The 14,323-nt window shown below is 68.0% G+C and carries 10 protein-coding genes, 1 tRNA gene and 1 pseudogene; 7 read left to right on the top strand and 5 right to left on the bottom strand.

Going from position 1 to position 14,323, the window contains the following annotated elements; genetic code table 11:
* Nucleotides 1-267: 267 nt before the first annotated feature.
* Nucleotides 268-2,082 carry an ABC transporter ATP-binding protein gene (locus KF833_02895; GenBank protein ID MBX3744232.1) on the bottom strand — a complete coding sequence of 605 codons (1,815 nt, stop codon included), beginning with the start codon at nucleotides 2,080-2,082 and terminating at the stop codon, nucleotides 268-270.
* Nucleotides 2,083-2,192: 110 nt separating this feature from the next.
* On the opposite strand from KF833_02895, the gene KF833_02890 reads away from it, so the two are divergent.
* Nucleotides 2,193-4,742, top strand: a complete 2,550-nt coding sequence (locus KF833_02890; protein ID MBX3744231.1) for a HEAT repeat domain-containing protein — start codon at nucleotides 2,193-2,195, stop codon at nucleotides 4,740-4,742.
* A gap of 31 nt (nucleotides 4,743-4,773) precedes the next feature.
* The gene (locus KF833_02885; GenBank protein MBX3744230.1) at nucleotides 4,774-5,373 is read left to right on the top strand and encodes a hypothetical protein; all 600 of its coding nucleotides are present in this window, start codon (nucleotides 4,774-4,776) and stop codon (nucleotides 5,371-5,373) included.
* 159 nt (nucleotides 5,374-5,532) lie between these two features.
* On the opposite strand, the gene KF833_02880 is transcribed toward KF833_02885, so the two are convergent.
* The 4 genes from KF833_02880 to KF833_02865 all read right to left on the bottom strand — a co-directional run bounded on the left by KF833_02880 (nucleotide 5,533) and on the right by KF833_02865 (nucleotide 11,094).
* On the bottom strand, nucleotides 5,533-7,281 hold the full coding sequence (locus KF833_02880) for an RDD family protein (protein ID MBX3744229.1): 1,749 nt from the start codon (nucleotides 7,279-7,281) through the stop codon (nucleotides 5,533-5,535).
* A 16-nt stretch (nucleotides 7,282-7,297) separates the two neighbouring features.
* Complete coding sequence (locus tag KF833_02875; protein ID MBX3744228.1) at nucleotides 7,298-7,789, bottom strand: hypothetical protein; 492 nt, start codon at nucleotides 7,787-7,789, stop codon at nucleotides 7,298-7,300.
* An 11-nt stretch (nucleotides 7,790-7,800) separates the two neighbouring features.
* Nucleotides 7,801-8,340, bottom strand: a complete 540-nt coding sequence (locus KF833_02870; GenBank protein ID MBX3744227.1) for a sigma-70 family RNA polymerase sigma factor — start codon at nucleotides 8,338-8,340, stop codon at nucleotides 7,801-7,803.
* Between the two features lie 126 nt (nucleotides 8,341-8,466).
* On the bottom strand, nucleotides 8,467-11,094 hold the full coding sequence (locus KF833_02865; protein ID MBX3744226.1) for a hypothetical protein: 2,628 nt from the start codon (nucleotides 11,092-11,094) through the stop codon (nucleotides 8,467-8,469).
* Nucleotides 11,095-11,561: 467 nt separating this feature from the next.
* Here KF833_02865 and KF833_02860 point away from each other — a divergent pair.
* The 5 genes and pseudogenes from KF833_02860 to KF833_02840 all read left to right on the top strand — a co-directional run bounded on the left by KF833_02860 (nucleotide 11,562) and on the right by KF833_02840 (nucleotide 14,319).
* Nucleotides 11,562-11,648, top strand: a pseudogene (locus KF833_02860) (LysM domain-containing protein).
* A 762-nt stretch (nucleotides 11,649-12,410) separates the two neighbouring features.
* Nucleotides 12,411-12,980, top strand: coding sequence for a HipA domain-containing protein (locus tag KF833_02855; GenBank protein ID MBX3744225.1), 570 nt, complete (start codon nucleotides 12,411-12,413; stop codon nucleotides 12,978-12,980).
* Nucleotides 12,981-13,070: 90 nt separating this feature from the next.
* Nucleotides 13,071-13,147 (top strand) — tRNA-Met (locus KF833_02850).
* A 54-nt stretch (nucleotides 13,148-13,201) separates the two neighbouring features.
* The gene (locus KF833_02845; GenBank protein MBX3744224.1) at nucleotides 13,202-13,741 is read left to right on the top strand and encodes a zeta toxin family protein; all 540 of its coding nucleotides are present in this window, start codon (nucleotides 13,202-13,204) and stop codon (nucleotides 13,739-13,741) included.
* A gap of 341 nt (nucleotides 13,742-14,082) precedes the next feature.
* Nucleotides 14,083-14,319 (top strand): hypothetical protein, encoded by a 237-nt coding sequence (locus KF833_02840; GenBank protein MBX3744223.1) that lies wholly within the window; start codon nucleotides 14,083-14,085, stop codon nucleotides 14,317-14,319.
* Nucleotides 14,320-14,323: the final 4 nt, after the last annotated feature.

The raw sequence follows: 14,323 nt of genomic DNA, 5'->3' as shown, positions 1-14,323 counted from the left end.
CCCGGAAAACCCACTCGACCGCCCACTCTGACCCACTCGCAGATCGTCAACAACGATCTGCCAGACTGGTTAAATGCGAGCGGTCAATTTCATTTCGACTGTCTTATTAAACACGTCCCGTCCGCACCTGCGCAGCGCAGAAAGGCGAATCGAAGCAGCCCCACCCTTCTCCGCCCCGTAAGCGTCGCCGCGAACAGACGTTCCGCACAGGAAGCGCACACCTTTCCTCCCCCCCCAACGATTCCCCATTCCCCATTCGCCCCCCCATCACCCCGCGAACTGAAGATCATGCAACCGCCGGTACAGCCCCCCGCGCGCCAGCAATTCCTCATGGGTGCCCGTGTCCACAATCCGACCCGCCTCCATCACCACGATCCGGTCCGCCTTCTGAATCGTCGATAGCCGGTGCGCGATGCACAAGGTGGTCCGCCCCTGGGTCAATTCCTCCAAGGCCGCCTGAACCCATCGTTCCGACTCCGAATCCAGCGCGCTGGTGGCCTCGTCCAGCACCAGGATGGGCGCGTCCCGCAGCAGCGCCCGAGCGATCGCCAGGCGCTGGCGCTGGCCCCCCGACAACGCCGTCCCCCTTTCCCCGATCGGCGCGTCGTACCCCTGCGGTCGCGCCCGGATGAACTCCTCCGCGTGCGCGTGTCGCGCCGCCGCCTCGATCTCCGCGTCGGTCGCCCCCAACCGCCCCATCCGGATGTTGGCCCGGATGGTGTCGTTGAAGAGCAGCGTCTCCTGGGTGACAATCGCCATCCGGTCCCTCAAGTCCCGCAGCCGCACATCCCGCAGGTCCACCCCGCCAATCCGCACGCTCCCCCGGTTCGGATCGATGAACCGCAACAGCAGGTTGGTCACCGTCGTCTTCCCCGACCCGCTCGGCCCCACCAGCGCCACCAACTGCCCCGGCGCCACCGTGAGATTGAAATCGCGCAACACGGGCTCGTCGTCGTACCGCACCTCGACATCCCGAAACTCGATCGCGGCGTCCCGGACCTCGAACGGCACCGGATCGGGCCGCTCCTCGATCCCGGGCGGCGTGGCCAGGATCGGAAACAGCCGCTCGCCCGCCGCCCGCCCCTGTTCGAGCAACCCCCACAACCGGCTCACGTTCTTCACCGGCTGGTAAAGGAGGAAAAGGGCCCCCACGAATGACGAGAAGTCCCCCGCCGATGGGCGTTCCCCCTCGGGCGAACGCATCACGTAGTAGAGCATGAGGCTCACCCCCACCGCACCGAACGCCTCGATCGCCGGCCCCGGCAGTTCGGCCGCCCGGAACAGCCTTCGCAACTGGCTGGTGATTCGGCGTGACGTCTCGGCAAACCGCTCCGTCATCAGCGTCTCGAGATTGAACGCCTTCACCACCCGTGCCCCGGTGAAGTTCTCCTGCATCTGATCGCTCAACTCGGCCGTATGCGTCTGGGCCGCCTTCCAGGACCGCCGCACCTTCCGCCCGTAAACCACGATCGGCACCACCACCAGCGGGAACACCACCAGCGCCACCGATGTCAGCCGCGGCTGCATCACCACCAGGTACGCCACCAGCGACACGATCGTCGCCGGATCCTTCGCCAGCGTCGAAAACCCCAGCGACACCGCCTGCTGCACGGCCACCGTATCGTTGATCAACCGCGACAGCAGATCCCCCGTGCGCGCCCCGTGGAAGTACCCGAGCGACAACCGCTGCAAATGCCCGAAGATCGCCACTCGCACGTCATGCACCGTGGCCGTCCCCGCCCAATGCATGCAGTACAGGCTCAGAAACGCCCCCATCCCCCGCATCAACATCGCCACCGGCACGCTCGCAATCACCGCGATCAACGCCCACGAATCCGCCTCGAGCCGCAAATGCGCCATCGCCCCCTCGAGCGTCTCCCGCAGAAACCCCGGAACCCGCGCCAGCGAATCCGACAACGTCCGCGCCCCCTCCGTCGGAAAGATCGCGTCGAACACCAGCTTCACCGACAGCAGCAGCAGCGCGCTGCCCAGGGCATGAATCAGCCCGCACCCCAACCCCAGCCACAACCGGCGCTGATGGGGACGCGCAAACCGCCAGAGCTGTCGCAGAAATGCCGCCATGAACTTCCGCAGGCCCGACTCTGACCGGCCCACCCTGCCTTGGGAAATCGCAATCCTTCCCGGACACAAATCCCCTTTCCTCCCTCTCCGCACCCTCGCAAACTCCCCCCATGCCCATCGCCGGCCGACCGCTTTTCCGCGCCGCCACCCTCCTGGCCGCCTGCCTCGCCGCTGCCACCCTCCCCGCCGCCGAATCCATCCGCCCGACCGATTCCTCGGGCCGCCCCCTCAACCTCGATTTCGAAACCGGCGATCTCCGCGACTGGAAGGCCCAGGGCGACGCCTTCCTCGGCCAGCCAATCCGTGGCGACACCGTCAAGCCCCGCCGCGGCGACATGGAAAGCGGTCACCAGGGCGAATACTGGATCGGCGGGTTCGAGAAGGTCGGTGACGATCCCCAGGGCACCCTGACCTCGGTCGCCTTTCCCGTCACCCAGCCCTGGGCCAGCTTCCTCGTCGCCGGCGGCGCTCACGCCAACACCCGTGTCGAACTGGTCCGCGCCGACACCGACGAAGTGTTCTTCCGCTCCACCGGCTACGAACACGAAACCCTCCGCCCCGTGGTGGTGGACCTCCGCGAACTCCAGGGCCGCTCGATCTTCATCCGCCTCGTGGATCGCCAGAGCGGTCACTGGGGCCACCTCAACTTCGACGATTTCCGCTTCCATGCCGCCCGGCCCCGGTTCGCCAATGCCCTCGATCCCCGCCAGATCGCCGAGGAACCCCCCGCCGACATCGTCCCCTTCGCCGGTCTTTCCCCCGAGGAAGCCGTCCGCGCCATCTCCCTCCCCGAAGGCTTCCAGGCCCACCTCTTCGCCGGCGAACCCGACATCCGCCAGCCCATCGCCTTCTGCCTCGACGACCGCGGCCGCGTGTGGGTCGCCGAAGGCCATTCCTATCCCCGCCGGCGCAGCCATCCCCCCCGCGAGGATCGCCCCCCCACCGACGACCTCTCCCAACCCACCGAGGCCCAACTCAAGGACATCTTCGGCGGACTCGACCGCATCCTCGTCTTCGAGGACACCAACGGCGATCACCGCTTCGACCGCCGCACCGTCTTCCTCGAAAACCTCAACCTCGTCAGCGGTCTCGAAATCGGCTTCGGCGCCCTCTGGATCGGCGCCGCCCCCTACCTGATGGTGGTGCCCATCGCCGATGGCGACGCACCCCGCCCGGCCGGACCGCCTCGCATCCTCCTCGATGGGTGGGATTACGTGGCCGACACCCACGAAACCCTCAACACCTTCACCTGGGGACCCGATGGCTGGCTCTACGGCTGCCACGGCGTCTTCTGCCCGTCCCACGTCGGCAAGCCCGGCACCCCGGCCGAACGCCGTCAGCGCGTCGATTGCGCCGTCTGGCGCTACCACCCCGTCCGGCACGACTTCGAGGTGTTCGCCGAAGGCACCAGCAACCCCTGGGGCATCGACTTCGATGAGGACGGTCAGCTCTTCCTCGAAGCCTGCGTGATCCCGCACTTCTGGCACATCATCCAGGGCGCCCGCTACCAGCGCCAGGGCGGCCAGCACTACTCGATCACCCTCGAGGAAAAGGAACGCTGCCTCCCCCACCTGCCCCGCAACGCCCCGCGCCACCTCAATCCCTTCATCTACCAGGATATCCAGTCGCACGGGGACCACGTCCACTGGGCCGGCTCCCGCGGACCCCACGCCGCAAACGCCCGCAGCGACGCCGTCGGCGGCGGCCATGCCCATGCCGGCCTCATGGTCTATCTCGGCGGCACCTGGCCCGACAAATACCGGCACCAGATCCTCATCGGCAACATTCACGGCCAGCGCCTCAACACCGACTTCGCCGAACGCCAGGGCTCCGGCTACGTCGGCCGCCATGCCCCCGACTTCCTCAACTTCAACGACACCTGGAGCCAGACCCTCAACCAGCTCTACGATCAGGACGGCTCCATGTACATCATCGACTGGTACGACCGGAACCAGTGCCATCACAACCGCGAGGACGGCCACGACCGCTCCAACGGCCGCATCTACAAGGTCGTTTACAACAATCAGCCGGTCTCGCGCGTGGACTTCGCCCGCCTCTCCGATCTCGAACTCGTCGCCAACATGGCCGAACTCCGCGAGTTCGCCGTCCGCCATTCCCGCCGCGTCCTCCAGGAACGCGCCGCCCGCGGCGACTTGTCCCCCGCCGTCCACCCCGCCCTCCTCGACCAGTTGCGCTCACGACCCGAACGCCGCGTCCGGCTCCGCGCCCTCTGGGCTCTCCACGTCACCGACGGCGCCCCCGAACCCCTCCTCCTCGCCCTCCTCCGCGATGCCGACGAATACCTCCGCGCCTGGGCCATCCAGTTCCTCGCCGAACACCGCCGCCCCAGCCCGACCGCCCTCGCCGAATTCGCCCGCCTCGCCCGCGAAGACGCCTCGCCCTTCGTCCGCCTCTACCTCGCCGCCGCCCTCCAGCGCACCCCGGTCCCCCAGCGCCACCCCATCCTCGAACCCCTCATCGCCCGCGCCGAGGACGCCACCGACCATAACCTCCCCCTCATGTACTGGTTCGCCATGGAACCGGTCGTGGGCGCCAACCCCAACCTGGGACTCGCCTGGCTTTCCCACGCCCGCATCCCCCTGCTGCGCCAGTTCATCACCCGCCGCCTGGCCAGCGAGGCCCTCCTCGCCACCCACTAACCCCACCACCCCCCCCCGTCTCCCGCCCGCCATGCCCGGGCTCCTCGCCAGACTCCGTCGCGGCACCTCGGACTTCCTCCGGCTGACCCGCTTCTTCCAGTCGCAGGCGGATCCCTGGGAACGACTCGCCATCCGCGTCGCCGCCCGCGCCTTCGGACTGGCCAGCGAACGCCAGTTCCTCGATTACCTCGACGGCCCCAGCCGCGTCCCCATCGCCTCCCTCGAAGACCTCTGCAACTGGCTCCGCGACTGCGAGGCGCTCGATGACCAGACCCTCTTCTTCCAGGCCGACTTCTGGCAGCACCCCGTCACCTTCGAACACCTCCGCAAAGGGGATTGCGAAGACCATGCCCTCTGGGCCTGGCGCCAGCTCCATCGCCTCGGCTTCCACCCTCTCTTCATGGCCGGCCTCTGGAACGACACCGCCCATGCCTGGGTCACCTTCGAAGACCGCGGCGCCCCGATCCTTCTCGAATCCACCGCCAAGTCCGGTCCCCTGACCCAGCCCCTCCCGTCCGTCCGCGATCGTTACTGCCCCGCCCTCGCCGTCGATGTCTCCGGCCGAACCTTCGTGTACCAGGGCTACCCGCGCTTCCTCGCCGCCGCCCGCCCCACCCTGCCCCCGCGCTGAACCCCGCCGCCCGGTGTCCACGCTTCCGCGTGCCCGAATCCCCCCTCCGTTCGGTGTACACGCTTCAGCGTGTAAGAGTCCCCCCCCGTTCGGTGTCCACGCCTCAGCGTGCCCGAGTCCCCCTCCGTTCGGTGTACACGCTTCAGCGTGCCTTCCCCCTCAGATCAACGCCTTGGTATGATCCACCTTCACAATCGTCGTCCCCGCAATCCGGTCGTGCCACGATTGGAACTGGTCGTCCCACACCACCCAGAAAAATCCAAACCCCAGCGGCAACAGCGACACCAGACTCCCCAGCATCCGAACTGCCGACACCGACCAGTCCACCCTCCGTCCGTCCAGCCGCACAATCCGCATCCCCAGCACCGCCCCTCCCAGGGTCGTCCCCTTCCACGCCCACATCACCAGGTGGTACGCCCCCAGCAACAGCCAGAAGGACCGCACCTCCCCGAACGTGATCGCGTTCACAAAGCCCACCACCAGGCCGTCGATCAGCGCCGCTCCCAGCCGTGGCCAGAACCCCACCCGCACCGCCAGCACCGGATCCATTTCATTCAGGGAAACGATGGGCGCAGCCATCCTGGGCAGCGGCGGCGGGGCAGTCGCCCCCGGGGCCGATCGTGCCGGTTCCGCCTCCCCAAATCCCGTACCCGGTTCCACACCCGGTTCCACCGCCGGTGCCACCCCCTGCTTCGCATCGTGCGGGCCCGCTCCCGACTCCACCCCAGGCGTCCCGGGAACCCCCACCATCGCCTGCGTCGCCGGCCCCGTCGCACCCGCCATCAACCCGGACGCCGCCCGCGCCGCCTCGGGCGACAGCGAAGCCGGACGCGTCGGCCCCGGGAACGTCGGACGCCGCTCCCGTCGCAGCGCCTCGAACATCTGGATCAACGCCGCCCCCACACCCCACGGCACCACCAGCCAGTACACCGCAAAACCCACCACCGGGATCATGTACGACAAATAGAAAAGCACCGAGCCCACCAGCACCGCCACCACCGGCGCCTGCATCCCCGCCCAACCCACCCCCCGTCCCAGCGCAACCCCCGTCGCCCCGTACACCGCCACCCGCCCGAACACGCAGACCGCAAAGAACGCCAGCAGGATGAGCGGCGTCGCCACCATCGTGAAACTCAGCAGAATCGACACCGGCCCCACCAGCACGCACGCCAGCAACCCCACCAGGAACGACCGCGCCGGCTGCTCCCGCAGGATCTCCATGCACCCCTGCAGCGGCCGCGCAAACACCGCCGCAATCACCAGGTGAAACAACAGGAACAGTCCCGTCACCACCCACACCCAACCCAGCCGCGGCGGAAACGGCCGCAACAGAAACACTCCCTGGACCAGATACTCCTTCCCCCAATCGAGATACCGCATGATCGGCCCCAGCGACACAATCTCCGGACGCCCCCGGATCTCCGCCAGCGGATCCACCTCCGGCGGTGTCCCCACCGCCACCATCCCGCCCCGCACCCGCGCCTCGGGCCCCAGCTTCCCCCGGGTCAAAATGAGCACCACATCGCCATCGACCTGCCCGTTCAACTCCACCTCGCCCAGCACCACCACCAGATCCCCGCGCACCCGCCCCGTGATCCGCGCCTTGCCCAGCACCACCACCGCGTCGCTGTCCACATCCCCCTCGATCACTGCCGAACCCCGCACCACCACCACCTGCTCGGCCACCTGGTTCGTCCGCACCACCGCATCGCCGCCGATGCTCACCACCTGGTGCAGTCGATGCCGCTGCCCCGCCGGCGCTTCCGCACGTCGTTCCACCGGTGCCGCATTGGCGTTCGCCTCCTGGCCCCCTGGCTCGATGGGCTGACCCGCGGCCAGCATCCATCCCAAAACGGCGACGCCCGGCAGAACCCTCCAGGCCGTCGCAATGGGTCGATCCAACTTCATAAGCCGTCTCCTTTTTTCAAATCCGTTGCGACACCAGGCGATAACAGAACGTCCCCAGCCCCAGCGTCGTGAGATAACAGGCCCCCGCCACCGCGGCCGCCCCCCAGATCCATGCCGGCCCCAGCGTTCCCGCCACCGCCAGCCCCGCGTTCGTCAGCGTTCCCAGCACGCCCGCCGCCACCTCCAGGTACCCCGCCACCGCCAGCGCCTCCTGCGCCATCCATCGATAGCCCGCCCCGTCCGATCCGCCCCAGCCCGCTGACAACACCAGCACGGCCAGCGCCGTGGTCAGTCCCAGAAACATCCAGCGCGCCGGCCCGGGCCAGTGTTGAAACGACTTGCGCCACCACGGCAGTCGCTGGCGCTCGGCGATCGCCTGCCGCACCCGGGGCATCAGCGTCGCCGGGGCGCTCCGCTCGGGCAGCGCCCGCAGGGCACGATCCACCGCCTGCTCCAGTTCCTGCTCCGGACTCGGCCGCATCAAGAGGGGATGTCGAATGATCTTCATGGCTCAGTGGCTCAGTGGGCGGTGCGCGCCTCGTCGGCGAATTCGGCGCGGTTCGCCCCGATCTGCAGTTTGCGTCGCAGGGCCTCCCGGCCCCGATGGATATCCGTCTTCAGTTTGCTCAGGGAAATCTTCAACTGCGCGGCGATCTCCTCGTAACTCAGGTCCTCAAAGTGAAACAGCACCAGCGGCACCCGCTGGCTCGCCGGCAACGTCTGCAACACCTGCTCCAGCATCTCCCGCCGATCCCCCGTCCCCGCCTCCATCACCGCCCGATCCTCCACCGGCACATCCCACGCCCGCTCGTCCCGGTCGTCGTCCCCGCTCCCCATCTCCGAAAAAAACCGCCATCGCGCCCGGTACCGCTGCAAATGATTCAGGCACAGGTTCCGCGTCACCGTCTTCAACCACCCGCCCGCCGTCACACTCTGTCCCAGATCGTCGAACCGCTCGTAGGCCCGCACAAAAACCTCCTGCGCCACGTCCTGCGCTTCCGCGTCGTTCCCAAGCAGCCGCGACGCGGTCGAAAAGACCATGTTCTGGTAGGACCTCATAAAGTCCTCGAAGTTGTCCTGGTTTGTGATCACCTGGCCCGAGCCCTGTTTGGCGCCTGGCAACAGCACACAGCCGGGACCCGGAAGTTGCGCCGAACTGCCATCCCAACGCAATGAGGGCCGCCCTCACGGCCCCAACCGCCGCAGCATCTCCCCCGCCAGCCGTTCCTCCGGTCGGGCCAGCATCAGTCTCTCAAGAATCGTCCGGGCCCACACCGGATCCTCCGCCGCATACGCCGACGCCACCAGAATCGCCTGCGCATACCCCCCGGTGTAGTCCCGACTCCCCGCCGCACTCGCCAGGTACTCCTCCACCGCCTCCCGCAACATCCCCCCGCTCTCCCGCACCAGGCCCGCCAGATGACGGTCCCGCGCCCGCCGGAACGCTTCCAATCGTCCCCGCCATAACCCCGCATCCTCCCCCGCCAGCCACCCCTCGAAGTCCGCTTCACCCGCCTCGATCAACGCCCCCAATCGCTGCGCCGGACTCGCCTCGGGCCGGTACGCCGCCGCCGGCGCCCGGAACAACACCAGCGGCCGGTCGTCCGTCGCCACCTCCGCCCCGTCCGCAAACGCCCGCAACCGCGCATTCCCCATCACCTGGCACCCGAGCACGCGCGGCACCGTCTGCATCGCCACGGCTGCCAACGCCTCAGACAGCGACGCACCCGCCAGCCGACGGCCAAGCGCCTCCGGATCCACCGGCCCCAGGTCGCGCCCCCCCACCAATCCCACCACCGGCGCATCCACATTGAAACGCAACAACCACAGCGTCGCCTCCGGAAACACCTCCAGAAACGTCCGCGCCACCACCCGCAGCGACGCCCCGTCCATCTGGTGCACCGGCAGCCACTGGCAGACCAGCCCCCCCGGCGCCAATCGACGTCGCAGCGCCGCAAAATGCTCCCGCGTGTACAGGAACCCCGCCCCGTCCTCCGCCGGATGGAACAGGTCCGCCACGATCACATCGTACTCGCCGGCGGCCGCCCTCACGAAACGCCGCGCATCCGCCACCCACCAGCGGAACCGGTCCCGATCCCGCAAGGCCGCGTTCTCCGGCTCGAATTCAGGCAGACACGCCACCACTTCCGGCAGCAGTTCCACCCCGTCCGCCCGCAACCCCGGGTGCGCCGCAGCGGCCGCCAGGCTGATCCCCGTGCCCATTCCCAGAAACAACGCCCGTTCCGGTCCCGGATGCAGCAGCAATGGCAGATGCGCGTGCCGTCGCGCCGCCCCAGCCGTGGCCGTGCCCCCCTGCTGAAACCGGTTGTTCACCCGCAACACCCGGTGCCCGTCCGCCGTCCGCACCACCGTCACCGTCGCCAGCGGCCCCTCCTCGTGCCGCACCACCGTGGCCCCCGGCGGCAGATCCAGCCACCGCACCCGCCCCGGCAGAAACGGCACCAGCATCGCCGCCAAGACCGGCCCCACCCAACGCCATCCCCCCCACGGCCGCGGCACCAGAATCCCGTAGCCCAGCGCCAACGCCACCAGCGTCCATTTCCAGCCCAGCAACGGCAGCATCCACCCCAGGAACACCGGGCCCGACAGCGCCGCCCCCAGCGTGTTCCACGCCACCACCCGCCCCACCCCGCCCCGCTCCGTCCGCGCCGCCTGCGCAAGGGACGCAAACAACGCCCCCATCAGCACCGTCGGCACCAGGAACACCGCCAGCGCCAGGACCACTTCCCCCCCCACCGGCCCCGCCCAACCCGTTCCCCAGGCCAGCCACCACGCCCCGTTCACCATCACCCACACCTCCGCCACGCAGACCACCGCCAGCCCCGAAACCCAGCCGCCCAATCCCGGAACCCAGCCCCGACGCTCCAACCCCCGCAGCAATCCCGCCCCCAACGCCGTCCCCGCCAGAAACACCGACAACGCCGCCGCAAACGTCACCACCGTGTTCTCCGTCACCTGCGCCAGCACCCGTACCCCAAGCAGTTCGTAGCCGATCCCGAGCATCCCGGTCAGCCAGGCCGTCACCCAAAGACGCCTTCGCCCGGTGACCTCGGAACCGGCGGCCCCTGAACCGGCAAATCGCCCATCGCCCATCGCCAATCCGGACGACCGCTTTCCATCCGCATTCCCAGGCTCCGCCATCCCCGACTCCGCATCCCGCCCACTCCCGTCTGGAACCCGCCCCCCCCAGACCCAGGCCACCACCCCGCAGACCCCCTGCACCCCCGCCGCCATCCACAACGTCGCGCCAAACCCGAACGTCGGCATCGCCCAGCCCACGGCCGCCACCACGCCCACCACCGCACCGGCCGTATTGAACGCGTACAACCGCGCCACCGCCCTGCCATCCCTCACCCAGGGCGCCACCGCCCGATCCATCGCCGGCAACGTCCCCCCAAGCGCCGCCGCCGCCGGACCCACCACCGCCAGCGGAACCCACCACGCCACCGCCGCCTGCCGCATCCACGACCCCTCCAACCCGATCCATTCCAGTGCCAACCCGTTCACCCAGCCCAGCAACGGCGTCGTCAACGCAATCCAACCGGCACAAAAAAACTCCAGCCCCGCATACCACCGCGCCGGACATCGGCTCGCGCTCACCCGCCGGTCCAACGCCCAGGCCCCCACCGACAACCCCGCAAAATACGCCGCCACCACCCCCATCAACGAAGGCAACTCATGCCCCAATCCCGCGCTGAACACCCGCACCCAGGCCAGTTGCGCCGCCAACCCCGGCGCCCCGGACACCAGGAACAACCATGGCAATCCCCAGCGCTGGAAGCTGGGCCGCATCAACCCGCCTCTCTCACATCCAGAAAGCCCCTTCATCCGCGTCAAGAACGCCATCGAAATCCAAATCCGAATCGGAATCGAAATCGAAATCGCGATCGACACCGCAGGCTCCATCAAGCCTGCACACCCAACGAAAGACGCCCAAACCCCGTGCCCCCACGTCCCCGCCCAGCCAGAACCGCTGGGTGTCCACGCTTCAGCGTGAGCCTCCCAATCCACCCCACGATGCCTGCCTCACAATTCGGTGAACAATCTCCGGCGTCAGGCCAATGCCCAAGTCGAATGCCCTCTCCACGTGCGATTCCATCGCATCGTTACGGCTGAGAGGCGCAGCCTCCCCATTCCCCATTCGCTATTCGCCATTCGCCTCCCCTCCCACTACCGTGCCGCCATGCGCCCATCGCATGCCGTCCTCGGAATGCTCCTTGCCGCCATGGCCGCCCTCGTCGGCGGCTGCGGTTCGGATCCCGGCGCCGGTGCCTCCGCCACCCCTTCCACCCTCTCCACTCCACCTGCCCCCACCACGGCCACCGAACCTCCCACCCCGCCCGCGCTGACCGCCCAGGTTACCAGCACCGGGGAAGACCCCGGGGATTTCGAGGAAATCGACAGCCTCGACGACCTGCTCCGCAGCGACGCCGACCGCGCCATGGATCTCATGGAAACGGGCGATGCCGCCCTGGAAGCAGGGCGCCTCGGCGAGGCCATTGCGTCGTACCGGGAAAGCCTCCGTCTCGCTGCCGATTCCGAATCCGTCCACTTCAACCTCGCCATCGCCCTCGCCGCCACCGGCCAGACCAACGAAGCCGTCCGCCACTACGGAGACGCCATCCGGCTCGCCCCGGACTACGCCGAAGCCCACAACAACCTGGGCAATCTGCTGGTTCGCATGGGGCGCCCCGAGCAGGCCATCCCCCATTTCGAACAGGCCGTCCGCATCAATCCCGACCACGCCATCAACCACAACAACCTCGGCACCGCCCTTGGCCGGCTCCGACGCACCCTCGAAGCCGCCGCCGCCTTCGAGCGGGCCCTCTCCCTCCAACCCGACTACCCCGAAGCCCGCTGCAATTTCGGCAACGCCCTCCTCGTGCTGGGAGATCCCGACGGTGCCACCCTTCAGTTCGAGGAAGTCCTGCGACTCCGCCCCGATTTCGCCCCGGCCCGCGCCGGACTCCAGCGCGTTGCCGCCCTCCGGAGCAACCGCTGACTCCAACGGTGCCTGGAGTTTGGCCATTTCTCGGGCGCTGGCGCCGCGAAATCCCAGGCGGCGGCCGTGATGATCATCCAGTCGCGGCGGAACGTGCGGACCGAACATCCCATCCGCGAAGGCATGCCATGGGCGTAGATCGAGACCGGGTCAGCCTGAGCGCGTCAAGTCCAGGTGTGAGCGTCATGGGGGCGGAGATGGTGCCTGCCGCCAACGGCCGGTCCGTGGGCAGCTGGCCGACGGCATTCGGCAGTTCGGTGACGACGTTCGCGGTGACCTTCGGGAGCTCTGGAGACGCCTCGTCTTTTCGCTGCTGGCAGGCAACGACGACGACCATCTCCGCAACCACGGGTTCCTGATGCGAAGATCCGGGCATCGGTCGCTCTCACCGGCCTACGATCTCAACCCGGTTCCGCAGATGGACCGGGCGCAAACGCCGAAGACCGCGGTGACGGAGGAACAGGAAGCCCCGAGCGTCGCCGTCGCTCTGGACGCGGCCCCGCGATTCGGCCTCCGTCCGGCCGAGGCGAAGCCGATATTGCGCGAGGTCTTGGCCGCGGTGGTGGATTGGCGCCAGACGGCCCGTCGGCTGCGGCTGTCCAAAGGCTCGGTGGCAGCGTATGCGAGCGCCTTCGAGCACTCGTTTCTGGAGGAGGCCACGGGGTTGGTCGGATAGGTGGGGACGATCTTCAGTCTTACGACGTGCTCTTCGAAACCCCTTGCCAGCCCCCCACCCCCCGGGGCACTCTCTCCCTGTCGACCGCGACGCGGGGTGGAGCAGCCCGGTAGCTCGTCAGGCTCATAACCTGAAGGTCCTAGGTTCAAATCCTAGCCCCGCAACCAATTTACGAAGGATCCGGGCCCCCATCAGGTCCGGATTCTTCATTTCGGCGGGTCATGGTAACCGTGTCGAAAAGGGACAAGCGACCGCCCGTTTGCCTCGTCATTGCCGGTCCGAATGGCGCCGGCAAGACCACTTTCGCCCGGGAATTCCTTTCCCAGGAGCTCGGGATCCTGCACTTCGTCAACGCCGACCTCATTGCCGCTGGACTCTCCCCATTGAAACCCGAGTTGGCTGCCCTCGCCGCGGGTCGGCTCCTGCTTGCTGAACTGGATCGCCTCGCTGCCGCCCGGCTGGACTTCGCCTTCGAAAGCACCTTGAGCGGGCGGACCTATGCCACGCGTCTGCGGCAGTGGAAGGCGGAGGGTTATCGGGTCGAACTCGTCTTTCTTCGACTGGCCTCCGTTCGTCTTGCGCTCCGCCGCATCGCCGCGCGTGTTCGGCAGGGCGGACATTCGGTTCCGGAGGCGGACGTTCGGCGTCGCTGGGATCGCGGCTGGCGGAACTTCCTGACGACCTATCGGCCGTTGGCGGATGCGTGGGCCGTCTACGACAACTCCACCGAGCACCATCAACTCATCGATGAAGGACCATGAAACCCAGCCTGAAGCCCCGAACCGTCCTCGCCAAGGCGGCGGCACGGGCACTGAGACGGGCCGCGAGGCAGGCACGCGTCGTCGCCCGCCGGTACGGCACCCCCATCCACGTTCAATCCAACGGAAAAGTCTTGGCCCTAAAGCCTTAGGATGCCTCCCGGCGCCCCTGCCTTGCCCTGATTTCCAGCCCAATCCGTGTCCGCTCGGTTACGGAAAGTGCCACTCAATGCCGGAAGCCAGACCATTGCCAAACCTCGAACCCCGGAGTCCCGAAGGGCTCACGTCCACGTGCCTTCGCGAGATTGTCGAGACCCGGACGGCGAGGTAGAAGTCTGCCGCCAATGGGCACGCGCGCCCAAAATGAACGCAGGTTTCAGCGCTGGGTAGAACTCCCTGGAGGAGGGAGGCGGTACCTGTTGGATGTCCCCGGGCGACACGGTTGGCTGGCGCGATACGTGAAGGACGTTGACGCCGGGGAGAGGACGATCCGCTTCTGTCAGGAAATTTACGACGACCTGGGCGTGCTGATCGAGATTCACGAGAAGTACCCCGTGGATCGCGGGCACAGGAAGGCCTAGAATA

This window comes from Verrucomicrobiia bacterium, assembly GCA_019634625.1.
Taxonomy (GTDB): domain Bacteria; phylum Verrucomicrobiota; class Verrucomicrobiia; order Limisphaerales; family CAIMTB01; genus CAIMTB01.
The sequence above is the reverse complement of the archived record's forward strand: the minus strand, read 5'-3'. Positions and strand labels throughout refer to the sequence as shown.